We start from the raw sequence: 26,568 nt of genomic DNA on the forward strand, positions 1-26,568 counted from the left end.
GTCACAGCTTGGATGAGATCACACCGGTTGCGAATCCACCCATCCTCAGCTCACCAAACAGCCGCTGATATTCGATCTTCGGGCAACGGTTCATCACCACATCCACGCCGCGCGCCTGTGCTTTTGCTGCAGCTTCGTGGTGTTCAACGCCAATCTGCATCCAGATCGTGCGCAGACCGGCAAAGGCAGACAGGGCTTCATCGACAATTGGCGGAACGGCCTCGGACCGGCGAAAGATGTCGACCATATCAACCGGCTGGGTGATTTCGGACAATGACGCACGTACGGTCTGACCAAAAAGCACCTTGCCCGCATGGCCCGGGTTCACAGGGATAACCGTGTACCCCTTGAGCGAGAGATATCGCGCAACGTAGTAGCTGGGCCGAACAGGATTCATCGAAACGCCGACGACAGCAACAACTTTGGTCCGGCGCAGGATGTCTTTCAGGAATGAGTCTGAGTAATCCGTCATGCGGCCACCCTAAACGTCGTCTGAAAAAGAAAAAAGCGCCCAGGTCGAACCTGGGCGCCAGTTGTTGGAACGAGGGACAGTGAAATGACCCGCGGCAGTTCCGTTCCGCGGTCACTGTGACATTTAGGCATAAGTTCGGAGAAAAAAAGAGGCGAGTATAATTTTTGTGATGACAGACCAAAAAAAGCGACAATCCGCTTAGTCTTGATACAGCACAACTGGCCAGTTTTCCTCAGCCATATGAATGTACTCTGCGCGATCTCCGCGCCACAGTTGCTCAATCTCTGGGGAATGGGTCAGATACAGTCGACCCTCTACCATGTCCCAAAGCATCGGATCTGTGCTTTTCAATATGCCTTGCGCCATAGCGTAAGCGCAGTAGCCACCGAACTGTGGAGAAAAGGCGCGGGGATTGCTTTCAAACAGATCACGATTCTCGGCCGAGGCAAAATGCCACTCGGCCCCCTTCCAGATCACGGAGTACTCAGGCAATCCCAGTACTGGTGTATCCTCCAGAAAATACGAGACCGGGTCATAGCCAGCCATGACAGCACCGTCCGCCTCGTAAAAAACGGGTAAGTCCTGTGCGTGAGCGGCAGGAAGAATGGCGAGGGCGGCGATCGCGCCAAGTATGAAACGTTTGATTGTCATCACATGTTCAGGGTTACAAATTCAGGCTATCAAAATGCAATCTTTTGTCGCGCGTAACACCCCTATTAACGCGGTTGTGAACGCGCGTGTCGCTTTACCCCGCACTAGTCAAAGATATCCTCGACCACATCCCAGGCCTCATCAATGACGCGTGCGAAGATCCCCTTTTTCTTCTTTTTCTTTTTGTTCTGGTATGCGGTGGCCGTTTTGTAGCTGTCACGCTTTGGTTTGTCGCTGTTCAGCTTGCGCTTGGGAACCATCTTGAGGTCATGCAAAGGGGCCCCACAGCTAGAGCAGCTGAGTTCATGGCGTTGCTTCCCCTTCAGAACCAACGCAGCGCGCGTTCCGCAATAACAGCACGTGGCGATTTTAGTCGGGCTTGAAATGGCTCTCTCCTCTCCTTCAATGCCTTGAAGCATATAAGGCAATTGCGGCAGCATTTGAGACGTTGAGAGAACCAAACCCACCGGCTGCGTCGATTTTCACCAGTTGGTTAACGGTTTCTTTGGTCTTTTGCCTCAGACCCGGCCCTTCGGCCCCCAGCACCAGCGCAACAGGTTGATCCAGTTTGCCACCCAGCGCAGTTTCGATCGTGTCCTCCGCCTCGCCATCCAGGCCCAACACCAAGAATCCCATATTTTGCAATTCGACGATCGCATCAGACAAGTTGCGCACGCGCAGATATGGCTGACGCTCCAACGCGCCGCTGGCGGTTTTGGCCAGCGCTCCTGTTTCCGGGGCCGAGTGGTGCCGCGTACCGATCACGGCGCTGGCCCCAAGCACTTCGGCTGAACGTAGAATCGCCCCGACATTGTGCGGGTCAGTCACGCGATCCAACAAAATGACTCTCGGATGTTCACGCCCGATGCAGTTTTCAGCCAACCCGCCCCAATCCAGCGGCTTGACCTCAAGGGCAGCCCCCTGATGAACCGAACCGGGATCAATGGGCGCGGTGAACTTGCGCGGGTCGACCATTTCGGCCTCAATCCCTGCAAATTCAATCGCTTCTGCCAGTTTGTCCCGCGCGTTCCGCGTCACGATCAGTTTCAGTTTCTGCCGGTTCGGGTTCATCAAAGCATCGCGAACGGCGTGCAATCCAAACAGCCAAACAGTTTCGGACGCCGCAGCTTTGCGCGCCTGTTCTTTTTCAACGACCCACTTGGGTTTCTTCATTTCTTGGGCCTCCGGGCCGGGAATTCGGTTTCCTGCGTCAAAGCCAAATTTTCCTGTTGACGCTCCTTCAAGGCGCTAGTAATCACGCCTCCACGTCAGGTGCAACGCCTGACAGTGGGCGACAGGCCGCAAGGTGTGGCAGGGGACTGTAACTCCCTCGCGGAGACGCACGCCTGGTTCGATTCCAGGGTCGCCCACCACTTTCCAAACATACACAGACCAAGAAATCAAAGACCTGTTGCGCGCACCAGCCTTTGATCGAGCCTATTTGTTGCATTTTGTTGACATTCTCCCGGCGCAGTGACCCAGAGACGCACCGCCGAAGCGTTGTTTTTGGATGCGCCGCCTAATTGGGCAGGCATTGCCATTCCTCAATCACCCGCCCGTCGCGAACGGCAAGAATGCTGCCAAACTGATTCAGCACGGCCTCACTTTGACTGGGCCTCAGCAGCGCTATGTCGCCCGGTGACACATTGGCCGCGCGCGGGCCGGTCCATACTTCTTGATTGCTGGAGCGGCCGAAAACCGTTGAATACCCAAATTCCCTCGGGAACACCGGTTGGCCAAGGAAGTGGCCGCCAAAAACCGCAATATCCGTTTTTTGTCTGGGCAAAAATTCAAGACCCGGCAATGCGTTACCCGGCATGACCTTGAGAACCGGCGTCGCAATAAATGCGGCCGGTTCAAAAGCGCGAGTCGTGGCGTGATCAAAGTCGCTAGGCTTTACCAAGACCGAGCCGAATGCGACCTCATTCGCGGTACCTTTGGTGAGGTAAGACTGGAAAGTCAGGCTGCCGCCTGTGTTGAGACACAATCCGTCCCCGAAACGTGGCAATGCGGCGACGGCCGCGTTGAACGCATTTGCGCTGGCTCTCGCTGCGCGGCTGCGCAAAATGCCAGGCAGTTTCGCCAGATGCGCCTCATACCCCATGACACCGGCCAAATGCCCATAGGGGTGCGCCGCAATCCGTTGGGCAAGCTCGGGCACGGATTGAGCGTTTACACCGCCTCGGTGAAGACCAACATCCAGTTCCAGCGACAATCGCAATGGCATCTGGCGATCTGATGCCAGCTTCAGATACTCCCCAAGCCGAACCGGAGTGTCGATCAACCATTGTACGCGCCTTGCCGCGTCGGGATTGGTAGATAAAATCCTTGCCGCAGAACTGACCTGAAAGGGCTTCCCTACCAGATGATCCGTATTTGGCTCTGCCGTCAAAAGCGCTTGCAGCATCGGCTCGGAAAACGTCATCAGGCCAGAGGTCGGAATGCGCTCGCGAATGTAGTTGAGCAAGGGCAGACAAGGCAGAGACTTGGCGACCAGCCTGCGGGCCAACCCGGCATCGGCAACCTTGTCCGCCACCGCACAATTGGCGTCCAGCACATCCAGATCCACCACGACAATTGGTTTGTCGACGCCGTATGAACGCAGTGTCTCCGAAAGTCGTTTCAAGACCGCCGTGTTCATGGTTGAAACAGCCGGGCTAGCGCAGGGGTCAGAAACTTACCTTGCGGGTCAAGCTGTTCGCGCAATGCACAAAACCTATCAAAATCTGGGTACATCAACGACAGGTCCTTATAGGACAGGTTGTGCATCTTGCCCCAATGGGGGCGCCCACCTGCTTCGACAAACAGGGGTTCAATGGCTTCGAAGTACCGTTTATGGTCTTCGGCCGCGTCTGTGTGAATGGCGACTGAAATGCGTGGCCCGCCCTGAAAAGGAGACAGACACGCCGTGTCACCAGCGGTCTGGCGCACCTCGATCGGAAAGTAGATATCTTTATGGTCGCGATGCAGGCGCGTCAGAACCTCTTGCAGAACATCCCCCGCAACTTCGGGCGGCAAATGGTATTCCATTTCCTTGAATGGAATATGCCGGTCGCTACACAGAACCCGCCAGCTTTCGCCGACATAATCCTCATTTGACTGCGCCATCGTTAGCATCTTGAGCAATGCACGACGCAAACCCGCGCTGATCCGCCCGGCGCTGCGCGCGAGTTTCAGCACCTTTACTGCGATCATATCCAAATCTCGCGGCGCTTTGCTTTCGGCTGCATCAGTGATGGCATGACGAAGCTCGACAGTTTTTCCGGTAAAGGGGATGTAGAAGAACTCGAAATTCCGGTTCTCTGCCCATTTCTGGTGCATCGTGGCCAGAGTTTCTTCGACCGAGGCAAGCCTGACCTGTCGTCGCAGATTGTATTTCGGAACGACCGAAATTTGCGCCTCGGTCAGGACGCCCAACATCCCCATACTGACCTGCGCCATCTCAAGCGGGATATCATCCGTGGTCAGGATATCTCCGCTTGCTCCGATCATCCGGACTGCGGTGATTTCTGCCGCTAGGCATGGCAGGTCACGCCCGGTCCCATGCGTCGCGGTCGACGCTGCACCCGCCAGCGATTGGGTGTTGATATCCCCAAGGTTTCGAAACGCCAGCCCTTTGTCCGCCAGCGCCGGTGACAGATCCCGCAACCGCGCGTTGGCGTTAACCCACACCCGGTCCTGTTCGGCAGCCCCAAGTATCGGCAGGTCCAATCCCGACAAGTCCAGAATCCGGTCACCACCAGCTACGATTGGCGTAAAGGAATGCCCTGCCCCCAAGATCCGCAGGCTTTGGGGCTGCGCAATCTCTTTTTGCAGATCAGCAATCGAGTTCGGGCACGCTATTGGCGCATCCGTGCGCTGGTTTCCAGCCCAGTTGGTCCACATAAACTCACTCCTCCGGACACGAGGATTGCAGTACATGCGGCACGAAACAAGTCAGGAAAACAGAAGCTTACCCTACGGGAGCTTTGTCAGGCCGCAGCCTCACGCTGTGCTGTGATACGCTCGAACCAAGCAATGATGCTTTCGGAATCTGGCGAAATCTTTTCGGCAGCGCCCCCGGTGAATTCGTCGAATTTCTCTTTGTTCAAACCGTTCACGCCGACAAGAACAGGAATATCCTGCGCCAGCGCTTCGGCGATCACCGGGCGGAATCCGCGCCCGTCAGCCTCATGCTTGCCAAATTTATTGATGATCAGCAATTGCGGGGCGTCGGCAAGCGAAGAAGTCACATATCCGACGGCCTGCTCCAACGCGGCCGGGTCCAGACGACACCCCCGCGACTGCTCACCAAGGGATTGCGAGATGCGAATGGTCTCTCCCTCGGGCAGAACGCGAACATCCATGTCACACTTGCTGCTATCCGCGCATTCGGTATTGGTTTGCACCACTCCGGCAAGGCTTGCGCCTTTCGCGAGCAGGTGTTCGGCAACCGCGCTTAAAAGACGATCGGTTGCGCCGCGGTCGGTGGTAGTGACATAGGCCAGATGCATCTAAGGACCCCTAAGTACAGATTTGTGACATTCCAGATAGCACGCAAGTACCCGCGCGACCACTCCCTTGCTTTACGGCAGTGGTGACAACCCGATCACAGGCGCGTGCAGATGAAGCAGGGCCATGAAGATGATGATAGCAACAAACCAGACCCAAGGGCGCGGCCAGGGACGTGGCGCGCGCAGCGACAGACGACCTGTGTTGCGGGACAACCGAGTCCATTCCATACCCATATCGCGTTGTTTACGGCGGTCGATCAAGACCATGCCAAAGACAGCAAAACCAGCAAAAAGCCCAAACAGGATCACGTGTGACAGACTGCCATTGGCCAGCAGATGCGCAATGGCCCATAGCATCAAGGCGACAAGAATAGGGTGGCGCGTTGTCCGCAGAATGCCCGGTTTTTCTGGATCGAAGGCGCGGCGCCCCATCCCGCCAAAAGAGAACGGGTTTTGGATCGACAAGCCCGCAACCGCCAGCCAACACACGATCGGCATCACCAAGAGTGGTGCCCAGCGAAAAATGGGAAGCGGTGGTATGACCTCAACGTAAGGCGCTTGTGCAGCGGCTACGATCAGCCATGCCAGCACCAACAAGGACAGTCCGGAATAGGCCGCGAAATATCCCTTGCGCCCCAACGTTTCAATCAGCCGCCCGCGCACGGCAGGACGAACCGGGATGGCGTGGCTAAGAAGAAAAGCGATCAATGCTGCGAGGAAGAAGGCCCAACCGGTCATAGTAATCTCCGAACGTGTTACGCAGGATCTATGCGCCGAATACTGTCCGGTCTTTGTCCAAAATCAAGTGTGGGAAAAAGGGGCGGACACACCGCCCCTGCCCCATTTCAAAGTCCCAGCGCTTTACGCTGTTCCTCGGCAAAGCCCTGCACGATACGGTCGGCGACCAGCGCCAAAATCGCCATCGCCGCTCCGGCCGAGATACCCAGGCCAACATCCGCCTGACCCAGCGCCAGATAGATCGACTGTCCCAGACCGGTGGTCCCGATCAGCGCCGCAATCACCAGCATGGCAAAGGCATAAAGTATGGTCTGGTTCAGACCCAGCAGGATCGTTGGCGCGGCATAAGGCGCACGGACGTCGCGCATGATCTGCCACTCGGTCGCGCCGCTTGAGATTGCGGCCTCCATCATCTCTTCCGGTGTGTTGACCAAACCGTGCCGCGTGTAGCGGATCATCGGGACAATGGCGTAGGCACAGATCGCCAGAAAGGCTGAGAACTCGCCAATCTGGAAAACCATCAGCACAGGGATCAGGAAAACGAACAGCGGGATTGTCTGCAGCATGTCGCAGATCGGACGAACGACCTTCCAGACCGGCAACCATACGGCGCTGGCTAGGCCGATCAAGCCACCAGCGATGGCGCAGGAAAACACAGCAGCACCGCTGAGGTAAAGCGACAACAACGCGCGCTCCCACAGACCGGACACTAGGATGGTGCAAAGCAACCCAACGGAAAGCGCCGCCAGACGCCAGCCCCCCGCGACATAGCTGAGCGCAGCCGCCCCGGTCAGGACGAAGGGCCATGGAAGGTTTGAAATACCCGTTTCCAGCATTCCGATCAGGATCAGAACAACCAAACCTCCTGTCAGGTGGCCGCGCCATGCCATCAATGCGGCGATGACGCCGCCGGCAGCAAAAAGGCCAAAGCTCATCCCCGCTGTCCACTGGAAACCCCATGTGAACGGCAAAACCGCCTGATCCAGTCCGATCCGCAACGGCAACAGCACGTAAAACAACGAGTTGTTCTTGAGTGCATCCAGCCAAGGACCATTCGCCTGCGTGAACGCTGTCAGCCCGCTGTCGACAGCCTCAGCCATCGGGTCCAGCAGGGTCAACTCGGAGGGGTTCGGCAGCCATGCCCAAAAGGCGGCGGTAAACAGGACCGTAAAGCCCAGAACTGCCCAGACGACGCGTTGGTCATAACGTTTTCGCTCGGTGGCCAGCGTGCCGCTCATCCGGTCGATCACTACGGCAAAGACCACAATGACCAGGCCAGCCATTAGCGACTCGCCAAACTGCGCCTTGCGCATGGTCAGAAGGACTTCCCAACCGATGTCGTTGAACCCACCGATAACGGCGGCGATGATGACCATCGACAAGGCGGCCATCAGACATTGGTTTACGCCGACCATGATCTGCGTCGCGGCAGCCGGAATTTCGACTTGGAACAGTTGCTGAAACCGCGTGCCGCCAGACATGATGGCAGCCTCTTTGATCTCGGGTTCGACCCGTTCCAGACCCAGCATCACGTTACGCGCCATTGGCGGTGCCGCGTAGATGGCCGAGGCAATCAGACCCACAACCGGGCCAAAGCCGAAAAGCAGCAATAGCGGGGTCAAATAGGCAAATGTCGGAACCGTTTGCATCACGTCCAAAACCGCCTGAACAAAGGACCTGACGCGCGGCACTTCGTTGGCAAGGATGCCGATGGCGCCGCCGACGACTAACGCGACGGGCACAGAAACGGCAACCAGCGCCAGCGTATTCATACTCTCGGCCCAGTAGCCTGAGGCCAGCACAAAACTCAGACCAAAGAATCCCAACGCCGCCATAGGTAAACCGCCCAGAAACCAGCCCAACGCCGTCACCAGACCAATCAGAATCGGCCAAGGGGTGCTACCCAACACGAAATTGGCCCAATTCATGGGATAAGCCATCAGGTCAGAGAACAACCGCATCGCCGGTTTGATGCCGTTCAGAAACCAATCCAGAAACGCGCCGACCCATTGTGTAGCGGGCAGTTCCCACGTGGTGGGCCACTTGACCAACCAAGGCGCAACGCCTTCTAACGCAAGACAAATCGCACCAACGATAGCAGTGATCAAAGCCGCCTTTGCGCCTACCGAAAGACGCAATGCGTGTTGCCTCGGAGTATCCGTAACGGCGGTCATGTTTCTTCCACCTGCAAGGCGGCGGCCAGATCCGAGGGGTGAACTGTCCCGACAATGTTGCCGTTTTCGTCACGTACAGGGACTGGTTCATACAGCTCCATGCAATGCGCAAGTGCGGCATCCAATGTCATAGACGTGGTCAGGCCAGGGTCGTCCGGGCCACGCTCGGCTTCGTCTCGCATGACGGAGGCGACCTTGGCGTGCTGACCTTTTGCCACGTCTTTCGAGAATTCGCGTACGTAGTCGTCAACCGGACGCAAAACGATATCAGTCGGAGTGCCGATCTGAACGATCTTGCCGTCGCGCATGATGGCAATTCGGTCAGCCAGTTTCAGCGCCTCTTGAATATCGTGAGTGATGAATACGATGGATTTCTTCAGTGTCGCCTGAATGCGCAGAAATTCGTCCTGCAGTTGGCGGCGGATCAGCGGATCGAGGGCCGAGAACGGTTCGTCCAGAAACCAGATATCGGGGTTTACGGCCAGAGACCGCGCAATCCCCACCCGCTGACGCTGTCCACCGGAAAGCTGACGGGGGAAACTGTCTTCACGACCTTCCAATCCAACCAACGAGATCACTTCTTGCGCGCGGGCCAGCCGTTCTTTTTTGCCGATACCGGATACGCGTAGCGGATAGGCCACGTTTTCGGCCACAGTCATGTGTGGGAACAGGCCGAAATGCTGGAACACCATTCCCAGCTTTTTGCGCCGCAATTCGGTCAAAGCCTTCTTTGACGCGCCAATGACGTTTTCACCGTCGACCCGGATTTCACCACCCGTGCCGGGCAACAATTGCGAGATACAGCGGATCAGCGTGGATTTTCCTGACCCGGACAGCCCCATGATGACGAAGAGCTCACCCTCTTTGACTTCGAAATTGGCGTCCTGAACGGCCGGGATGAATCCGTGTTCGCGCAGATCGGCGGCGGCTTTGTCTGCGTCATTCCCTGACCGAGACAGCGCGTCGGTCAGGGCTTTGTCTGCGCCTTGGCCAAAGACCTGCCAGAGATTCTGGCAGGCAATGGCTGGCGTATTCGCGTCGGTCACTTATGCGAACTCACTGAGTTGCCGCGTCAACAACCGGACGCCACTTGTCTTCGTTCGCAGACATCCATTCGGCGACTACCTCTTCGACCTGACCGCCGTCAACGTCGATTGCGCCCATCATCGGCTGCTGGTCCTCGACTGCCAGTTGATAGTTGGACAGGATTTCATAGGCCGCAGGCCATTTGTCTTCCATACCGTTCCAGCTGGCCTTGAAGATGCGCGAGGGTGAGAAATCACAGTCATTAATAGCGTTCGGGTTCGGGCCCCATGCCGGATCGTTAAAGCATGCCTCTTCACCTGCAGGCAGTTCGACGAATTGCACGTCATAAGCTGACATCGCCCAATGGGGCTGCCAGAAGGTGATCAGCAGCGGTGACTTGCGCTCAGTCGAGGCGCGAAGTTCGGCGATCAGGGCACCCTCAGATCCGGCAGGAACCGCTTTGAACGGCAGCTCAAGACCGGTCATACGGTCGGCGCCGGGCGTACCCCAATCGGCGGGGTAGTCGACCAGACGTCCACCGGGCAGAGTTTCAGCAGTTGCAAAGACCTGCGCGCAGTCTTTCAGCGCTTCCCATGCAGGCAGACCCGGGCACAGATCGGCCACGTGCGCCGGATATGCGATGCCTTCCTTGGCATCCAGACCCAGATCACCGATCTCAACCACCGTACCTTCGTCGATTTTCTTTGCGTATTCGTCGGAGACGTTGGACGACCAGATTTCGAGCGTCGCAGTGATGTCACCATCCGCGATGGCTTGGAACTGGTTCATCATGCCGGCGGTCACGTATTCGACATTGTAACCTGCGGCTTTCAGCATTTCACCAGCAACGTGGGTCGTTACATGCTGACCGGTCCATTCGTTGATCGCTAATTTGATCGGCTCGTCCACGGCCCCCATTTCGGCGGCGTAAGCGGAACCGGCTACCATCATAGCCAAAAGGCTGACACTGAGTTTTTTCATCGACATTCTCCCTGTCTTTTTTGTTTCTCGTCCACCTCAGCGGATACTTCAGCGCCGCAAGGTTGATAAGACGACATCACCATGTCGCAACATGCACAAAGTCCGCCGCAAAAGGAAAGCGAACACTTTGAACGAGCGCGGAATTTTTCGCCTTACTTTAAGGTACAAGTCCCCACCCGCTGCGTTGTACTGATCGCGCGCGTTTTTGTTTAACACAGATATTCGGCGCGGGTCTTTGATTGACGAGTCAATCACAAACCCGATTCCACTGTTTTGTCGAGCATTTCTTTTTCGGATTTCTGACTTTTCTGCATTTTTTGGTGTCACAGGTGCCAAAATTCAAAATAATCACTCGCTTTGAGACCTTGTAACACAATGCTCAACAAGCAACGTTACCGGTGGAGGACAGGATTGATGCGTCACTTTGATGAAATTTTTGCCATTGCCGCCAAGCGACATGGTGGCCTGGATGCTCTGAACGGAAAACCGAGCAAGCCCACTAGTGTGGCCGAGCTGGCCAAGATGCCGGATGACCGCTGGCTGTCGATCATCACCAAAACCGTGTTTCAGGCAGGGTTCAACTGGAAGGTCATCGAAAACAAGTGGGACGGGTTCGAGACTGCCTTTGACGGTTTCGATGTAGGACGCTGCGCCTTCATGGACGATGAGAAATTCGACGCATTAATTCAGGACACGCGCATCGTGCGCAACGGCACCAAGATTGCCGCCGTCCGCGATAATGCTGCATTTCTGCTGGAACTGCGGGATGAAGGCGGCGCGGGTCAGGTGCTTGGAGGATGGCCATCTGAAGATTACGTCGGTCTGTTGGCGATGCTGGCCAAGCGCGGTTCGCGTCTGGGCGGTGCCTCGGCCCAGTACGCGATGCGGTTTGCCGGGCGGGACAGCTTTATCCTCTCGCAAGACGTGACCGCGCGACTGATTGCCGAAGGCGTGATCGACAAATCCCCCACTTCGAAAAAGGCAATGGCTGCGGTGCAAGCAGCCTTTAACACGTGGATGGACCAATCCGGCCGGTCTCTGACCGAAATCAGCAGGGTTTTGGCAATGAGCCTGTGAAAACGGGTTGCAGTGCAGGCACTTCGCATTAGGCTTTGATTATGGCCCTTCGCATTTTGATGACGTTACTTATTCTGTTTGCAGCCTGCGGCCGCCCTTTGACGGATCAGGAACGCGCATTTGCCAGCGCCGTTCAGGGCGACACGCTTGATCTGGATCGCGTGCGCCTTGTTGAAGGTGCACCGGTGGCACCTATCACTTTCTACCGCAAGGACCGGCCGCGTTTGGCCTGTCGGGAACGTATCTTGCCACCGACCGAAGAAGGTGTCGTCACAGCGAAACCTGCCGCTGTTGCGTTGTTCAACAAGGTCTATTTTACCAAGGATTGGTATCTTGAGGACTATATGACCGACTTTCCGGATCAGATGGACCTGATTGCCGCTATGCTTCTGGCGCATGAGCTGACCCATGTCTGGCAGTGGCAGAACCGTCAGACGACGGGCTATCACCCCCTGCGCGCAGCCGCAGAACATGGTGGAAGCAAGGACCCTTATCTGTTTGACCTGAAGACATCACCGGATTTTCTGTCCTACGGGTTTGAACAACAAGGTGCGATCGTCGAGGAATATATCTGCTGCCGCTCATTGGATCCTACTGCACCGCGCACCCAGCGTCTGCATGACATGTTGGGCGCACATTTCGATCTGTCCCCGCTGCCCGGCGCGCAACGCGAGCGTGCAGTTGTCATTCCGTGGAGCGGCGCAAAGGTCGAAGGGATTTGCCGCAACAGCTGAGCCCTATTGCAGCGTCTCGAGAAACGTCACCAGATCCACGATCGGTTGACTGGTCAGAATCGGCTGCCCGTCGGGTGTTTTCATCGATGTGTCCTGCCCGTCGAAATACGGGCCATAAACCGGCATCGGACTGCCGTGACTGACCAAGGGGTCACGCCCATCAATACGCGCCACAACGCGGGCTGTAGGGAACACGCCATCCTCTAAGGTCAGTTGCGTAAGATCGGTGGGTTGTATCACCAGAACACCTGCCATTGGCCCATGCCCCGTCGCATCAATCCCATGGCATGTTGCGCAATAATGCTGATAAAGCTCAGCGCCAGTCTCTACGTTCTGCGCCTCGGCGTGAGAAGCCAACGCGGCCATACCTGCACAAGCTGCCCCGAACAACGGTCTGATCATCGCATCCTCCTGTCATGATTGACATTTGCAGGCTTGCCCGCTGGGCGGCTTGGCGCAATGATCCAGATCAACGAAGCAAGAGGATACGGGCAATGACACAATACATAGCCATTATGCTGGCGGCCGGGATCGGCGTCCCGATTCTGGCGGCTTTGAACGCTGCCCTCGGCAAGCTGATCGGATCACCGACAACCGCCGCCGTTGTCCTGTTCGCCATCGCGTTTGCAGCCTCGGCGCTGGTCATGGTGTTATTCCCGGGAACAGCAGCGCTGTCCAAAGTGGCCCAAGCTCCGAAGCACTTGTTACTGGCGGGTGTTCTAATTGCGTTTTACGTTTTGTCGATTACGCACGTCGCGCCCCATTTCGGGGTCGGCAACGCCGTGTTCTTTGTTCTGCTGGGACAGCTGATCAGCACAGCGGCCATTGACCACTTTGGCTTGTTTGGCGCTCAGGTCACACCATTGACCTGGATACGGGCCGGCGGCATCGCCGTGATGGCCGTTGGCGTCGCCATCACTCAACTGGCTTAAGAACACCGGCCTCAAGCCGCAGTTTCCGATCCATCCGCGCCGCAAGATCCATGTTATGTGTGGCTATCAGCGCAGAAAGACCCTCGTCCCGGACCAGCGACATCAGCGCGTCAAATACCTGATCCGAAGTTTCGGGGTCCAGATTGCCTGTCGGCTCATCCGCCAACAAAACGCGCGGCTTGTTTGCCAATGCCCGGCAAAACGCGACACGTTGCTGCTCGCCACCTGACAAAGCGGCGGGTCGATGGTCGGCGCGCGCTGCAACGCCAACACGGTCCAGCAAGCTCATCGCCCTGTCCTGTGCAGTCTTCTCGGATACACCGTTCGCCTGTTGCGGCAGAGTGATGTTTTCCAGCGCAGTAAACTCGGGCAGCAAATGATGGAACTGATAGACAAAACCCACGTCTTGGCGTCGCAGCGCCGTACGGGTTCGGTCACCCTTGCCAGCAACATTCTGACCCGCTATTTCGACCGACCCCTCATCCGGTTTGTCCAGCAGCCCGGCAATATGCAATAGCGTTGATTTGCCTGCCCCGGATGGGGCGACCAAAGCCACGGCCTCACCCGCGCGCAGCTCAAGATCGACACCGCGTAGCACCTGAACCTCCCCCGGAGTGCCCTTGAGATAAGTCTTGGTCAGACCGTTCAGCCGCATCGTCACATCATTCATAGCGCAGCGCCTCAACCGGGTTCAGCCGCGCCGCACGGCGGGCCGGGAAATAGGTAACGATGAACGACAGCCCCAATGACAAACCAATCGCCTTGAGCACATCAGAAAGATGCAGTTCAGCTGGTAAGGAGTAAATGCCGCGAATGGACGGATCCCAGACCCCGCCGCCCATGACGTAGTTCACGAATGAAAATATCGGGTCGATATAGATCGCAAACAGGCAACCGAGGATCACTCCCATGACGGTGCCAATGATGCCGGTGAATGCGCCGCAGATGAAGAAGACCCGCAGGATCGATCCTTCGCTCAGGCCAATTGTACGCAAGATACCGATATCGCGCCCCTTATTCTTCACCAGCATGATCAGGCCGGACACGATATTCATTGCTGCGATCAGGACGAGGATCGAAAGGATGATGAACATCACGTTGTCTTCCACCTCGAGCGCGCGAAGAAAGCCGCCCGAGGCATCCTGCCACGTCCAAAGCTGGCTGCGCCCCTCGGCGGCTTCAAGGATTGGGATCAGAACCGGGGTCAATTCTTCGGGACGTTCGACCATCACTTCGATCTCATCCGCAACTCCGTCGCGGTTGAAAAAACTTTGGGCCTGCACAAACGGCATGTAGACACGAGTTCGGTCGATGTCATAACGCCCGGCCGAGAATACATAAACCACACGATAGGCATTCACCCGCGGCGACGTCCCAAAGGCGGTTTTAACCCCATTCGGTGAGGTCAGCTTTACCGTATCACCAACCGTCGCCCCAATACTGCGCGCTACACCGGACCCGATGGCAATCACATCCTCGCCGTCCTGAAACTGGGTCAGATCGCCGACGGCCTGTTCGCTTTCCGCTACGCCGGGCAAATCTCGCAAATCCTCGGGGCGGATGCCAAAGACCTCAACCCCGCTGCTGCGGTCGCGGTTGGTAATAAGAACCTGCCCTTTGACCAGCGGGGCCGCGCGTTCCACGCCCGGAACCTGTGCGATACGGCTGGTCATTTCGTCATAGTCCGCAATCGTTCGGTCCACCTGGCCCTGCGCGTCGAACTCTCCGGCAGAGTATACGGTCACATGCGCGTTCGCGCCTAAGATAGTGCCGACAAATTCGGCCCGAAATCCCGAACGAACAGCCAAAGTGGCGATCAGGGCAAAGACGGCCAGCGTGATCCCGATCAGCGAAATCCACGTCATCACGCTGACACCACCTTCGGCACGACGCGCGCGTAGGTAACGCCAAGCGATCTTCCACTCAAATGGGGCAAAGGGCGGGGGTGTTTTGGCCATACCTGCTCCGGGTTTGTTTGTTGGCGCGACCCTTTCGGCATTTCACCGGATGGTCAAGCCGGTTGTCAGCCGGTCAGCGTTGCCGCGCGGTTTAGCACCTCTTCAGTGCGCGACCTGTCACAGATACGCCTGTTCTCCAACTCGGAAAATACACGGTCTCGCAGGTTGTCAGGTAAAAGCGCCAAGGCGCGGTTGTGAAGGCCCAGCGTCAATGCAGCAGGATTGTCCAACATTGCCAACTGCGACGCCATTTCTTCTGGCGAGTAGGTCGGCCAGAGCCCGATATTGCATTGCGCCTGATCCTCGAACCAGGGGGTATAACGCTCGGGCGATTTCAGACAAAACGCGTTCAAAAGCATAAACTCAGACGGACGTCTGCGCGATCCGAACAGCGCCTGAACCGAACCATACTTGGCGTTGATTTCCTCCAGCAAAGCCAGGACTAATGATCGGCGAACAGCGAACGGCGTGGCAAAAGTCGTTGTTTTCAACCCGTTCAGATCGATATGCGATGCACCCAGGGCATCAAGACTCTCGATCAACCAATTGCGATGATAGTCGCTTTCGACATCGATAAATGCGATCCGCGCCGGGCCATTTTCCGCAAAGAACTCAGCTTGGTCAAAACCGCGCAAAAAGACGTTCTTGGTATCCAGTATTACCATGTTCTCGGACGCAGCGACCCGTGCGGCGCCCAGTTTTAACACTTGTTGGCTGCGGTACCCGTTCGCACCGCGCCATCCCTGCCTGCGAATACCCGGGATACGAAATCGGTTCTCGATCAGAAATCGATCCGAGAAAGACCGCTCAGCGCTTTGACCCGGCTGCAGCAACAAAGCATCGCCGCCCAGCACCTCGACCTTGGACCGTAGCGGGCCGTAGGCGTCCAAAATGGGTGCGATTTTTGCCTTTAGCGCCTCTTCGTCATTGTCATTCATGATGACATGGATCGACGAAACCATGTCCGGATCGACAAAACGGGCAAAAGAAAGCGCCTGAAGTTCAAGCAGGGGATAATCCTTGGAGTACACGACGGTCGCGAAACTCAGCACGGCGCGGGCCCTTTCATCGTTTTGCTCCGTTTATCAGCAATTTCCGCGTGGTCCAATTCACTCTCACGGCCTCAATTTCGCGAATCAGTCCGACTATCACGCAAAGGGTCACTCGAATTTAAGGAGATCGGTTTTTAGCCAAATACACCACTGGTTGTGACACTCTTCACAGACAGCCCCGCATTGTTTCAGGTATGAAGTCAATGTGAGCATGGCGAGGCAAACTGAACTCAAAATGCAACATTTGCAACGCAACTTTATTTCGTGTTTTGCTTATTTTTGGAAACTTTGTCACCCTGATTGTGGGGGAATACATTTTTAAGAGCGGGGGTCGCTCATGAGTATTCGAATTGAAACTGAAAAACCGGACGTAATTTCGGTCCGACATGTACCAACTGAACTGGATTGTGAATCCGCAGTTCTTCTGCGGGCAACCATCCTTCCGATCTTTGCCAGCGCCGCAAGTTGGGCTGGTCTGACGGACATCCTGAACGACAAGGGTTATTGTCTGGTCTTCCGGGATGGACGGATGTGCATTACCGATCAAGCCACCGGCGCCCGGATTTGCGGTCTGCGCTTTTTGGGCCTTGAGTTCAGAGATCTGGTGCGACGGCTGGGTCGTCCGATCGTCGTGGCGCGAGGCCAAGAGGCCGACGGAGACGTTCTGACTGCCCGACCGACAGCCTGACGCGCTTAAAACTTGCGCCAGAACTGAACCGATCGGCGCGTGGTTTTCCACAGACTGTGGCGCGCAGCGGCTTTGATCGCTTTGCACGTACCCGGTTTTAGCATTCGTTCCAGTATCAGTCCTGCGGGCATGTGACCCCGTTGATAATACCGGACGAAGTCGCGTTCTGTAAGGCCCTGGGCAGCCCTGAACCCGGTGTAATAGTTCGACCAAACACGCGCATAATCTTCGGCAGTCGCGTCATCATCGCTGGTGACGCCTCTGCCCCAAAACATGGAAATCGGATCGTCAATGCGCGAACCCTGATACCCTTCAGTCAACAGGCGCAGCATCAGATCGTAGTCGGCGGCAACGCGAAACTGCGTGTCATGACCGCCCAGCGCCATAAACACATCCCGCTTCAGCAGCACCGAGTTATGGCAGAAAGGCATCCGCTGCAGGATCGCCGTCAGCGACATCCGTTTCTCGCGGGCTTCCGACCCATCTTCAAACCGGCGCAAGGTCGATCCGAAAAGGAAATCTGGTCGCGCCGCCTCAAGCCGATCCGCTACCGTATTCAGAATGTCGTCAGCCGCCAGAGAGTCGTCCGAGTTCAGGAACAACAGGTATTCGCCGCGAGCGGCCTGCGCCCCCTTGTTCATCGCATCATACAAACCTGTGTCCGGTTCGCTGAACAATCGAGTGCGCTGGGCATCCGCAGTCAGGTTCTGCAGAAACTCGACGGTACCATCAGTCGACGCCCCGTCTTGAATGACGTGTTCAGCCCTGCTGCAATTCTGACGCGCCATACATCTGATCACCTCGCGAAAGCTGTCCTGCCGCCCTTGCGACAGCAGATCATACGTCGCGGTGATGACCGAGATCAGCGGCGCGTCCGAGGTTTCAGGCGAAGCGCTCATAGATCTCGGCGATCTTGGTAACGGCGGCTTCGGGTGGCATCTCTTCGCTTTCACCAGTCCGGCGACAAGTCAGTTCGACCACGCCGTTCTTAAGACCGCGCGGGCCGACGGTGATGCGCCAGGGCAAGCCGATCAGGTCCATGGTGGCGAACTTGCCACCTGCCCGTTCGTTGCGGTCATCATACAGCGGATCCAGACCCAGTGCGGTCAGCGCGCCGTAGATTTTGTCGCAAGCGGCATCTGCCTCGTCATCACCTTGTTTCAGGTTGACGATACCGCAATGGAACGGGGTCACACCTTCGGGCCAGATAATGCCATTGTCATCATGGCTGGCTTCGATGATTGCACCGACCAGACGGCTGACTCCGATACCGTGGCTGCCCATATGGACCGGTGTCGGTTTGCCATCGGGGCCTTGTACAGTCGCGCCCATCGCCTCGGAATACTTGGTTCCGAAGTAGAAAATCTGGCCAACCTCAATCCCGCGCGCGACGCGACGACGCTCTTCAGGGACTTGATTGAACAGCGCCTCGTCATGAGTTTCATCGGTGCGCGCATATTTTGATGTGAACTCTTCGAGGATCGCCTGACACTGTTCGCGGCTGTCGTAGTCGATCTGACGGTCCCCAAATGTCAGGTCAGTGACGGCGCTGTCATAGAACACTTCGGATTCGCCGGTATCGGCCAGCACGAGGAATTCATGCGTGTTGTCCCCGCCGATCGGGCCGGAATCGGCGCGCATCGGGATGGCCTGCAGACCCATGCGTTCATAGGTGCGTAGATACGTGACCAGATGACGATTATAGGCGTGCAATGCGTCTTCTTTGGTCAGGTCGAAATTGTATCCGTCCTTCATGTAAAACTCGCGACCCCGCATCACGCCGAAACGGGGGCGGATCTCGTCGCGGAATTTCCACTGAATCTGGTACAGCGTCAGCGGCAGGTCCTTGTAGCTGTTGACGTGACCACGGAAGATGTCGGTGACCAGTTCCTCGGCGGTCGGCGTGAACAGCATATCCCGGTCATGCCGGTCCTTCATACGCAGCATTTCCTGACCGTAGTCGTCATAACGCCCAGATTCGCGCCACAGGTCCGCCGATTGGATGATCGGCATCTGAATCGCAATGTGGCCAGCGCGCGCCTGCTCTTCATGAATGATGTTTTCCAGCTTGCGCAGCACTTTGAAGCCCAACGGCAACCAGGAATAAATCCCGGCAGAGGCTTGCTTGATCATCCCGGCGCGCAGCATCAGCCGATGGCTGACGATCTGGGCCTCGGAGGGGTTTTCCTTGAGAACGGGCAGAAAGTAACGGCTGAGGCGCATTGTATGACCTTCAAAGGTAAGAATTCGACTTCAAAGCTGCTTATTCCAAAGCCCTGCCGGGGGCAATCATGCATTGGCTATTTTGCGACCTTGGGTCAGTCGGTTTTTTGATTGACCCGCCAGTTAGGGTTTCCAATTGTAGCGGGAAAGTGAATCCCATGAGGCGCTTATGCAGACAATTCAGGAACCCGCCCGTCAAATCCCTGTTGTTCACCAGACGGACGTTCTGGTCGTAGGCTCCGGCCCCGCCGGATTGGCCGCCGCTTTGGCCGCGGCACGTGCGGGGGCCGAGGTGTCGCTGGTCGACCGGTTCGGCTGCATGGGCGGCAATATTACCGCCGTGGGGGTCGAAGGGTTCGCCTGGTACCGACACGAACAAACGGTTGAGGCAGGCGGCATCGGCATGGAATTCGAAACTCGCGCCAAGGAAATGGGCGCTGCTGTGCCCGAAAGCCAGTCGCTGAGCTATGAGTTGGACAGCGAAGGGTTCAAACTGGTTGCCGACAAACTGGTCGAAGAGGCAGGCGTTCACCCGATGCTGCACCGTCAGTTCGTCGCGCCGATCATGGATGGTGACCGGATCACTGGCATCATCACCGAATCCAAAGCCGGGCGCGAGGCCATCTTGGCCAAGGTCGTGATCGACGCCACGGGCGATGCAGACGTGGCCCATCGGGCGGGTGCATCGACCCACAAAACAGCCCGCGAAGACATGATGGCGGCCTCGGTCATGTTCCATCTCGCCGGTGTCGACAAACGCGCATTTATGGAGGGCGTCAAAGCCGACCCCCAGACCTATAAGGACTGGGGCGGCGGCGGTGAGTGGAACATCGAAACGAGCGGCAAGGAAGACGACATGTTTTCGCCCTTCGTGCACAAACCGTTTCAGCAGGCCATAGATGAGGGCCTGATCCCTCCGCATCTGAACACCATTGCGGGAACCTGGGGCGCGATGCACGACACGGGCGAGCTAACCTATATGAACCTCATCCACCTCGCCGAGATCGACGGCACCGACCCCGATAGCCTGACGCGGGGCGAGATTGAGGGCCGCCGCCAGTCGATGCTTGCCATTGAGGCGCTGCGCCGGTTCATGCCCGGTTGTGAAAACGCACGGCTGCGAAACTTTGGGATGACCATCGGCATTCGCGACACGCGGAAGATCGACGCGGTCTATAACATGACTGAAGATGACGCCCGCCATCAGGGCCGGTTCGAGGATACAATCGGTATCTATCCCGAATTCATCGACGGCTATGGCATACTGATCCTGCCGACCACGGGGCGGTATATGCAGGTGCCCTATCGCTCGATGCTGCCCAAGGGCATCAAAGGCCTGCTGGTCGCGGGCCGTTCGCACGGTGCGGACAAGGTGGCCCACGCCGCAACGCGCAACATGGCCTGTTGCGCGGTCATGGGACAGGGTGCGGGAATTGCTGCAGCCTTATCGCTGAAAAGCAATCAGGACCTACACGCGATGAACCTTGCCCCTGTTCACGCGGAACTGGACCGGCAGGGCGTGAGGGTTCACTGATGCAGTCAATCCCCACGATCGACATCTCTCCGCTGCAAGACACCGCCCATACTGACCACGATGCTACGGTCCGGAGAGTTTTGGATGCGTGTACCGACATTGGTTTCCTCTCAATCACAGGAACTGGCGTTTCGTCGAACTCCGTCGATAACGTGCGCGCCAAAGCACGTGAGATCTTTGCTATCGACGAGCAAACCAAGTGGGATCAGGCCATCACCCGCAACAACTATCGCGGTTACATTCCCTTGGGCTTCTTCACACCCAATGATGGTTCGGGCAAAGCGGACAAATACGAAGGCTACAAGCTGCATTTCGAGGTGTCCGGTGACGATCCGGTACGCGAAGACTGCGCGCTTTATGGCCCGAACCTCTGGCCGGCTGAAGTGCAAGGGGCGCGTGAAGTTATTTTGGAATACTGGTCGCAACTGGATCACGTGACCAACCTGCTGCTTGGTGCGCTGGAACTGGGTCTGGGTTTGAAGCCCAACATCCTGAAGAGTGCATTTGAAACACCCATGACAAACATGACGGTGCTGCACTACCCGCCGCAGGCCCCGGATGAGGAAGGGTTCGGCATCCATCCCCACAAGGACACAGACGCCCTGACCATCATCGCCCCGGACCCGGTTGGTGGGCTTGAGGTTCAAACCAGGGACGGGGGCTGGATCACTCCTGATTGTCCACCCGGCGGGTTTATCGTGAACATCGGCGATATGCTTGAGCTGTGGTCGGGTGGCCGATTGAAGTCGACGCCACACCGGGTGGTCAACCGGTCAGGCAAGGAACGTTATTCCTTTCCCTATTTCGCGGTTCCGCGCCATGACGTGATCGTCGAGCCACTGCTGCCGCCGCTACCCGGCTTTGATCGCCCTTCAGTTCATTGCGGGCATTGGTCCGCAGAAATATGGCGCACAAACTGGCCCGATGAAACCGCCACAGATGATACGCCGGAACTTGGAACGCTGGACTCATAATTCCTGGAAATCCCCAAGGCATGAACCGCTTGCATCACGGGGCTGGTTACGCCAAGAACACCGGTAAGAGCCAGAAACAAGGGGACAAGCATGGCCTTGCCGGTAAAAGATCAACTCAGATACTGGGGCGTCGCGGCTGTCATTTTTGTGCTTTGTCTATGGGCACTTGGCGACGTTTTGCTTCCATTTGTGATTGGCGGTGCGATTGCTTATTTCCTTGATCCGATCGCAGATCGGTTGGAAAATCTGGGTCTGTCGCGCATGGCGGCCACGGCGATCATCACAGTTGTCGGCATTCTGGGCTTTGCTCTGGCAATCCTGATGGTTGTTCCCGCGCTGATTACCCAGTTGATCGAGCTGGTCGAAGTTATGCCAAGCCTGTTCCAACAGCTGCGCAGCTTTATCGAACAACAGTTCCCGTCGCTTCTTGACCGCGAATCCAATTCGCACCAGTTCCTCGTCTCACTGGGCGAAACGCTGAAATCCAAAACAGGCGATGTCTTGCAATCAGTCGCTGCCTCATTGGGTTCGGCGATCAACGTCGTAGTTCTGTTAGTCATTGTTCCTGTTGTGGCTGTCTACATGCTGCTGGACTGGGACCGCATGATCGCCCGGATCGGGGATCTGCTGCCGCGCGACCACGCCCCCACGATCAAACGCCTGGCCAGTGAAATTGACGCTGTTCTAGCCTCGTTCGTCCGCGGCATGGGCACGGTCTGCCTGATCCTTGGCACTTATTATGCCGTGGCGCTGATGGCGGTCGGACTGCAGTTCGGTCTGATCGTCGGTTTCATTGCAGGTCTGGTCACGTTCATTCCCTACCTCGGCGCCCTGATCGGCGGCACACTGGCAATTGGTTTGGCACTGTTCCAGTTCTGGGGAGATTGGGCGCAAATCGGTCTGGTTGCCGGTATTTTTGCGCTGGGTCAGGTTACCGAAGGTAATTTCCTGACGCCGAAACTGGTGGGTAATTCGGTGGGTCTGCACCCTGTGTGGCTACTGCTGGCGTTGTCAGTTTTCGGCGCGTTGTTCGGTTTTGTCGGCATGTTGATTGCCGTACCCGTTGCTGCAGCGCTGGGCGTGTTGGCCCGGTATGCCACATCGGTCTATCTGGGCAGCCGCCTGTATACCGGCCTCGAAAGCGCGGATCAGGAAGACTCGTAAGATGGCCCTTCAGCTTAGCTTTGATCTTCCGGCCAAAACTGCGCTGGGGCGTGAGGACTTTTTCGTCTCGCCTGCAAATGCACTTGCGGTTGCGATGATCTCGGCCACGTCCTGGCCGGGCAACAAACTGGTGCTGAGCGGTCCTGCCGGTGCAGGCAAAACCCATCTGGCCCATGTCTGGGCGGCGGAAACAGGTGGGCGGATCATTCAAGCCACGGATGTACGGTATGAGGATGTGCCTGATCTCGCGCGCACTCCAGTCGCAGTAGAAGACGTTCCGATGGTCGCGGGCGATCCGGACCTACAGAAAACTCTGTTTCACCTGCACAATCTTGTGTTGGCCGAAGGCAATGCCCTTCTCATTACGGGACGGCTGGCACCGAAATTCTGGCAACTGCCGCTCCCCGATCTCCAAAGCCGGATCGAGGGCGCACATCACGTAGCTCTGGACCCGCCCGATGACGCGTTGCTGGGCGCGGTCCTGGCCAAGCTGTTCGTGGATCGGCAACTGAACCCAAGCCCCGACGTCATCGCCTATCTGGTTAAACATATGGATCGGCGCTTTGAAACTGCCGCGAATGTCGTGGCGCAACTGGATCAGCTTGCCCTGTCGGAAAAGCGTGACATTACCCGAGCGTTGGCGGTGCGTGTTTTGAGCGCAGATCTGGATGATGTCGAATCTGGTAATTGACCCACACCCGGTCATCTCGCATTCTGCACGCGGAATATCTGGAAGAGACATGGATCAGACTGTCGTTACCGAAATCCCCGACTGGGGGCCGTTCGGAAAGCCCCTTTTTGATGACCCCCAAGCCCGAGCTCTGTCGCGCGTCGGCGTGGTTGACGTCGGATCGAACTCTGTCCGGATGGTGATCTTCGACGGTGCGGCCCGATCACCGGCATATTTCTACAATGAGAAAGTGATGTGCGAACTGGGCGCGGGTCTGTCAGACACCGGGCGGCTTAACCCGACGGGTCGCAAACGCGCTCTTGCCGCTTTGGGACGGTTCGCGCTGCTCTCGGATGACCTAGGCCTGCCCGGCCTGCATGTCGTCGCAACTGCAGCCGTACGCGAGGCCGAAGACGGCCCCGAGTTTTGTGCTGAAGTAAAAGCCGAAACCGGCCTGACCGTTTCCGTCATCGACGGTGATGAAGAGGCCCGCCTATCTGCGCAGGGCGTCCTGTTGGGATGGCCCGGCGCCTATGGTCTGATCTGCGACATTGGTGGGTCCTCAATGGAATTGGCCGAGATCGGAGATGGCGGCGTCGGCCGGCGTCTGACCTCGGCGCTGGGGCCGCTGAAACTGCGCGATATCAAGGGTGGTCGGCGCGCGCGCAAGGCGCACATCAAGGCCACGATGGAGGATCTGCGCGACCAGATGGGGCCACAACGGGACCGCCTGTTCCTCGTGGGTGGCAGTTGGCGAGCTTTTGCACGGCTGGACATGCTGCGCCGCGGTTATCCCCTGAACGTGCTGCACGAATATCGCATGACCACCAAGCAGGTGCGCGAAACCATCAAGTTCATTGAAAAAGGTGACCCGGAAAAACTGCGCAGCAAGGCCGGCGTGTCGGGGTCGCGAATGGCACTGATCCCCTACGCGATGGATGTGCTGGCGCGGTTGATCCGCACGTTCAAACCCAAGGACATCGCCATTTCCAGCTATGGAATCCGCGAAGGCCTGCTTTACGAGCAGATGCCGCAAAACCTGCGGGACCGCGATCCGTTGATCGAAGCGAGCCGCTTTTCCGAAGCCAAAGACGCGCGCCTGCCGGGTTTCGGAAAGCACCTGCTGGAATTCGTGATGCCGCTGTTCAAATCAGCGCCGCCCGCGCGAGTCCGTCTGATCAAGGCAGCCTGTCTTTTGCACGACGTCAGTTGGCGCGCGCATCCCGACTATCGCGCCGAAGTCTGTTTCGACTATGTCACGCGCGCCAATCTGGGTGGTTTGAAGCACTCGGAACGGGTGTTTATCGGGCTTGCCCTGCAGCACCGGTATCGCAACAAGCGTGAGGGGAATCGTTTCACCGCGCTGTATGAACTGCTGGACGAAAAGGACCAGAAACAGGCCGAGATTTTAGGCAAAGCCATGCGATTTGGTGCAATGCTGTGGATGCAGAATGATGCACCGATGGCGACGTTGAAATTCTATCCCAAGAAGCAACAGCTGGACCTGTTCCTACCCAATGCGGCACGCCCATTGTTCAACGAAGTGGCCGAGGCGCGGTTGAACTCGCTGGGCAACGCATTGAAGTCTGAGACCCGCGTCGTCATCCGCAAGTAGATATCAAATCTCAGTTTCTCCCTCGGGCGCGTCTTCACGCAGTTCTGGCTGCGCGTCGGGATCCTGCGGGGGCTTCTTTCGGATCAGGATATCGCCATTGGGCAAAATCTCGGGCGTTTCATAGGCGCTCCAATCCTCGATCTCATCAGCCAGCTCGGCAAGTGCTGGGCCCATTTCCGTAATAAAGGACTGCATAGCCGGTCCAAACTGTTCGGCGAGACCCAACAGCTCATCCAATGCAGGCTCCATCTCTTGACGCAGGCCCTCAAAGAACAGCTCTGCCCCCTGCTCCATCAGGGATTTGCTTTGGTCGTCCTCGGCAGAGGCCGGAAGGGCCATAACAATGGTCAGCGCACAGATTGGAATGAAAGGTTTCATATCGAAAATATAGGACATCTGAAACGCGGTTGAAAGGTCACAGCTCAAGGTCCAGAGTGACCGGGAAATGGTCGGACGCGGTGAGCAGCGCATCTTGCAGGTCGCCCGCATCTCGGCAGGCCAGATCGTGATATGGATGCCAGATACGCCAATCCGGGCGGCGGTCCCTTAGCCCATCGCTAATCATAATATAGTCCAGCAACGCTTCAAGATACCCGCCACTATCAGGTCGAAAGAAGCGCGCAGTCGATGGGCCATCGCCAGGTTCGCACCTGAAAGCGGCATCTGCATGTGGGTCAAAAACCCCGGATTGAAGCAGGATCTCAACCGATGAACGGCCGAACAGGTTTTCGAATTCGTCCAGTCCGGGCCCGTCATTCAGATCACCCAGCAAGATTACCTGCTCATCAGCCGCCAGATGTGCCTTGATACGTCTGCCCAGCCAAATGGCCTGCGCCAGCTGCTTCCGGCGATTGGCAATAGAGATGCGGATAGCCTCATCCCGGCTTTCCGCCCCATGAGGCGCTTTTGATTTCAGATGCGCCCCGATGAGCCGAAAATGATTGCCGTCTTTGGTTTGGACGGCCAGCTCCATCGGCGGCTTGGAAAACTGCACCTGATCCTCGGACGCGTCTACATCGAGGTCGATGTGGAAAACCTGATCGAACCGCGGCGCTTGATGACTGCCATCTTTCGGGTCATGCCGCACCGTCAGAGCGAGCGGATCATATAGCAAAGCTAGTTCCTGATGCGTATCGTTGGCAAATCCCATTACGGCTTCGCCGGTGCGCAGATCAAAAGTTTCGGCAAAGTTTTGCAGCGCGCGAACCGTGTTCTGGGACTTTCCTGTGTTGGGTGCCTCGACCACCAGAACAGCATCCGCATCAATCGCGGTCAGAACCTTGGCGATGGCCTCAATCTGCTGTGCTTTGGTGACATCGTGGCGACCCGACCAACTGTCATCAACGATCAGCTCGTCCTTACGGTCAAACAGATTGGCGAACCATTCAATGTTATAGGTCGCCAGACGCATA

General features: G+C 57.1%; 28 protein-coding genes and 1 tRNA gene. 10 read left to right on the plus strand and 19 right to left on the minus strand.

All coding sequences use genetic code 11. The features are described from left to right. Position 1 precedes the first annotated feature (1 nt). The 4 genes from ACR0AK_RS11405 to rlmB form a co-directional block, all read right to left on the minus strand. Complete coding sequence (locus ACR0AK_RS11405) at positions 2 to 472, minus strand: CoA-binding protein (RefSeq protein ID WP_480793377.1); 471 nt, start codon at positions 470 to 472, stop codon at positions 2 to 4. Between the two features lie 198 nt (positions 473 to 670). Further along, on the minus strand, positions 671 to 1,123 hold the full coding sequence (locus ACR0AK_RS11410; RefSeq protein ID WP_480793378.1) for a YHS domain-containing (seleno)protein: 453 nt from the start codon (positions 1,121 to 1,123) through the stop codon (positions 671 to 673). 104 nt (positions 1,124 to 1,227) lie between these two features. Next, positions 1,228 to 1,542, minus strand: coding sequence for a hypothetical protein (locus tag ACR0AK_RS11415; RefSeq protein WP_480793664.1), 315 nt, complete (start codon positions 1,540 to 1,542; stop codon positions 1,228 to 1,230). Further along, positions 1,526 to 2,296, minus strand: coding sequence for a 23S rRNA (guanosine(2251)-2'-O)-methyltransferase RlmB (gene rlmB / locus ACR0AK_RS11420; RefSeq protein WP_480793379.1), 771 nt, complete (start codon positions 2,294 to 2,296; stop codon positions 1,526 to 1,528). The genes ACR0AK_RS11415 and rlmB overlap by 17 nt, the downstream gene beginning before the upstream one ends. 116 nt (positions 2,297 to 2,412) lie before the next feature. Between rlmB and ACR0AK_RS11425 the strand changes: the two genes are divergently transcribed. Beyond that, a tRNA-Tyr gene (locus ACR0AK_RS11425) sits at positions 2,413 to 2,496 on the plus strand. Between the two features lie 146 nt (positions 2,497 to 2,642). On the opposite strand, the gene ACR0AK_RS11430 is transcribed toward ACR0AK_RS11425, so the two are convergent. The 7 genes from ACR0AK_RS11430 to ACR0AK_RS11460 form a co-directional block, all read right to left on the minus strand. Then, on the minus strand, positions 2,643 to 3,749 hold the full coding sequence (locus tag ACR0AK_RS11430; protein WP_480793380.1) for an alanine racemase: 1,107 nt from the start codon (positions 3,747 to 3,749) through the stop codon (positions 2,643 to 2,645). An 11-nt stretch (positions 3,750 to 3,760) separates the two neighbouring features. After that, entirely contained in the window at positions 3,761 to 5,008 is a 1,248-nt protein-coding gene (locus tag ACR0AK_RS11435) for a D-arabinono-1,4-lactone oxidase (RefSeq protein WP_480793381.1), read from the minus strand. A gap of 86 nt (positions 5,009 to 5,094) precedes the next feature. Beyond that, on the minus strand, positions 5,095 to 5,616 hold the full coding sequence (locus ACR0AK_RS11440; protein WP_480793382.1) for a DUF2478 domain-containing protein: 522 nt from the start codon (positions 5,614 to 5,616) through the stop codon (positions 5,095 to 5,097). A gap of 72 nt (positions 5,617 to 5,688) precedes the next feature. Then, entirely contained in the window at positions 5,689 to 6,354 is a 666-nt protein-coding gene (locus tag ACR0AK_RS11445) for an NnrU family protein (RefSeq protein ID WP_480793383.1), read from the minus strand. Between the two features lie 107 nt (positions 6,355 to 6,461). Beyond that, positions 6,462 to 8,528, minus strand: a complete 2,067-nt coding sequence (locus ACR0AK_RS11450) for an ABC transporter permease (protein ID WP_480793384.1) — start codon at positions 8,526 to 8,528, stop codon at positions 6,462 to 6,464. Beyond that, positions 8,525 to 9,574, minus strand: a complete 1,050-nt coding sequence (locus ACR0AK_RS11455) for a quaternary amine ABC transporter ATP-binding protein (RefSeq protein ID WP_170558660.1) — start codon at positions 9,572 to 9,574, stop codon at positions 8,525 to 8,527. Before ACR0AK_RS11455 ends, ACR0AK_RS11450 begins: the two co-directional genes overlap by 4 nt. 10 nt (positions 9,575 to 9,584) lie before the next feature. Further along, positions 9,585 to 10,535, minus strand: a complete 951-nt coding sequence (locus ACR0AK_RS11460; protein WP_170558662.1) for an ABC transporter substrate-binding protein — start codon at positions 10,533 to 10,535, stop codon at positions 9,585 to 9,587. A gap of 414 nt (positions 10,536 to 10,949) precedes the next feature. Between ACR0AK_RS11460 and ACR0AK_RS11465 the strand changes: the two genes are divergently transcribed. Together ACR0AK_RS11465 and ACR0AK_RS11470 are read left to right on the plus strand one after the other, a co-directional pair. After that, the gene (locus ACR0AK_RS11465) at positions 10,950 to 11,612 is read left to right on the plus strand and encodes a DNA-3-methyladenine glycosylase I (RefSeq protein ID WP_480793385.1); all 663 of its coding nucleotides are present in this window, start codon (positions 10,950 to 10,952) and stop codon (positions 11,610 to 11,612) included. A 59-nt stretch (positions 11,613 to 11,671) separates the two neighbouring features. Beyond that, entirely contained in the window at positions 11,672 to 12,346 is a 675-nt protein-coding gene (locus ACR0AK_RS11470; protein ID WP_480793386.1) for a hypothetical protein, read from the plus strand. Between the two features lie 3 nt (positions 12,347 to 12,349). Here the strand turns inward: ACR0AK_RS11470 and ACR0AK_RS11475 are convergent, their stop codons facing one another. After that, positions 12,350 to 12,748 (minus strand): c-type cytochrome, encoded by a 399-nt coding sequence (locus ACR0AK_RS11475; RefSeq protein WP_480793387.1) that lies wholly within the window; start codon positions 12,746 to 12,748, stop codon positions 12,350 to 12,352. Positions 12,749 to 12,840: 92 nt separating this feature from the next. Between ACR0AK_RS11475 and ACR0AK_RS11480 the strand changes: the two genes are divergently transcribed. Continuing rightward, on the plus strand, positions 12,841 to 13,278 hold the full coding sequence (locus ACR0AK_RS11480; RefSeq protein WP_170558670.1) for a DMT family transporter: 438 nt from the start codon (positions 12,841 to 12,843) through the stop codon (positions 13,276 to 13,278). Here the strand turns inward: ACR0AK_RS11480 and ACR0AK_RS11485 are convergent. From ACR0AK_RS11485 to ACR0AK_RS11495, 3 genes are all read right to left on the minus strand, one after another. Then, the gene (locus ACR0AK_RS11485) at positions 13,262 to 13,948 is read right to left on the minus strand and encodes an ABC transporter ATP-binding protein (RefSeq protein WP_480793388.1); all 687 of its coding nucleotides are present in this window, start codon (positions 13,946 to 13,948) and stop codon (positions 13,262 to 13,264) included. The genes ACR0AK_RS11480 and ACR0AK_RS11485 overlap by 17 nt on opposite strands. After that, the gene (locus ACR0AK_RS11490; RefSeq protein WP_480793389.1) at positions 13,941 to 15,236 is read right to left on the minus strand and encodes a lipoprotein-releasing ABC transporter permease subunit; all 1,296 of its coding nucleotides are present in this window, start codon (positions 15,234 to 15,236) and stop codon (positions 13,941 to 13,943) included. The genes ACR0AK_RS11485 and ACR0AK_RS11490 overlap by 8 nt, the downstream gene beginning before the upstream one ends. A 65-nt stretch (positions 15,237 to 15,301) precedes the next feature. Beyond that, positions 15,302 to 16,288 (minus strand): DUF6492 family protein, encoded by a 987-nt coding sequence (locus ACR0AK_RS11495; protein ID WP_480793390.1) that lies wholly within the window; start codon positions 16,286 to 16,288, stop codon positions 15,302 to 15,304. 337 nt (positions 16,289 to 16,625) lie between these two features. Between ACR0AK_RS11495 and ACR0AK_RS11500 the strand changes: the two genes are divergently transcribed. Continuing rightward, positions 16,626 to 16,976 carry a hypothetical protein gene (locus ACR0AK_RS11500; RefSeq protein WP_480793391.1) on the plus strand — a complete coding sequence of 117 codons (351 nt, stop codon included), beginning with the start codon at positions 16,626 to 16,628 and terminating at the stop codon, positions 16,974 to 16,976. A gap of 5 nt (positions 16,977 to 16,981) precedes the next feature. Here ACR0AK_RS11500 and ACR0AK_RS11505 read toward each other — a convergent pair whose 3' ends face one another. Together ACR0AK_RS11505 and proS are read right to left on the minus strand one after the other, a co-directional pair. Further along, positions 16,982 to 17,875 (minus strand): glycosyltransferase family 2 protein, encoded by an 894-nt coding sequence (locus tag ACR0AK_RS11505; protein WP_170558682.1) that lies wholly within the window; start codon positions 17,873 to 17,875, stop codon positions 16,982 to 16,984. Beyond that, a complete protein-coding gene (proS, locus tag ACR0AK_RS11510) occupies positions 17,859 to 19,199 on the minus strand; it encodes a proline--tRNA ligase (protein WP_170558684.1) in 1,341 nt (446 codons plus the stop codon). Before proS ends, ACR0AK_RS11505 begins: the two co-directional genes overlap by 17 nt. Positions 19,200 to 19,368: 169 nt before the next feature. Between proS and ACR0AK_RS11515 the strand changes: the two genes are divergently transcribed. The 5 genes from ACR0AK_RS11515 (at position 19,369) to ACR0AK_RS11535 (ending at position 25,156) form a co-directional block, all read left to right on the plus strand. After that, on the plus strand, positions 19,369 to 20,733 hold the full coding sequence (locus ACR0AK_RS11515; RefSeq protein ID WP_480793392.1) for an FAD-dependent oxidoreductase: 1,365 nt from the start codon (positions 19,369 to 19,371) through the stop codon (positions 20,731 to 20,733). Next, entirely contained in the window at positions 20,733 to 21,707 is a 975-nt protein-coding gene (locus tag ACR0AK_RS11520) for an isopenicillin N synthase family dioxygenase (protein WP_480793393.1), read from the plus strand. The genes ACR0AK_RS11515 and ACR0AK_RS11520 overlap by 1 nt, the downstream gene beginning before the upstream one ends. A 90-nt stretch (positions 21,708 to 21,797) precedes the next feature. Beyond that, on the plus strand, positions 21,798 to 22,871 hold the full coding sequence (locus tag ACR0AK_RS11525; protein ID WP_480793394.1) for an AI-2E family transporter: 1,074 nt from the start codon (positions 21,798 to 21,800) through the stop codon (positions 22,869 to 22,871). A gap of 1 nt (position 22,872) precedes the next feature. Then, positions 22,873 to 23,562, plus strand: coding sequence for an HdaA/DnaA family protein (locus ACR0AK_RS11530; RefSeq protein WP_480793395.1), 690 nt, complete (start codon positions 22,873 to 22,875; stop codon positions 23,560 to 23,562). A 49-nt stretch (positions 23,563 to 23,611) separates the two neighbouring features. Further along, a complete protein-coding gene (locus ACR0AK_RS11535) occupies positions 23,612 to 25,156 on the plus strand; it encodes a Ppx/GppA family phosphatase (RefSeq protein ID WP_480793396.1) in 1,545 nt (514 codons plus the stop codon). 3 nt (positions 25,157 to 25,159) lie between these two features. On the opposite strand, the gene ACR0AK_RS11540 is transcribed toward ACR0AK_RS11535, so the two are convergent. Both ACR0AK_RS11540 and ACR0AK_RS11545 read right to left on the minus strand, forming a co-directional pair. After that, a complete protein-coding gene (locus tag ACR0AK_RS11540; RefSeq protein WP_480793397.1) occupies positions 25,160 to 25,552 on the minus strand; it encodes a hypothetical protein in 393 nt (130 codons plus the stop codon). A gap of 19 nt (positions 25,553 to 25,571) precedes the next feature. Continuing rightward, positions 25,572 to 26,567 (minus strand): endonuclease/exonuclease/phosphatase family protein, encoded by a 996-nt coding sequence (locus tag ACR0AK_RS11545; RefSeq protein ID WP_480793398.1) that lies wholly within the window; start codon positions 26,565 to 26,567, stop codon positions 25,572 to 25,574. Position 26,568: the final 1 nt, after the last annotated feature.

It is taken from the genome of Ruegeria sp. BI12 (genome assembly GCF_056537985.1).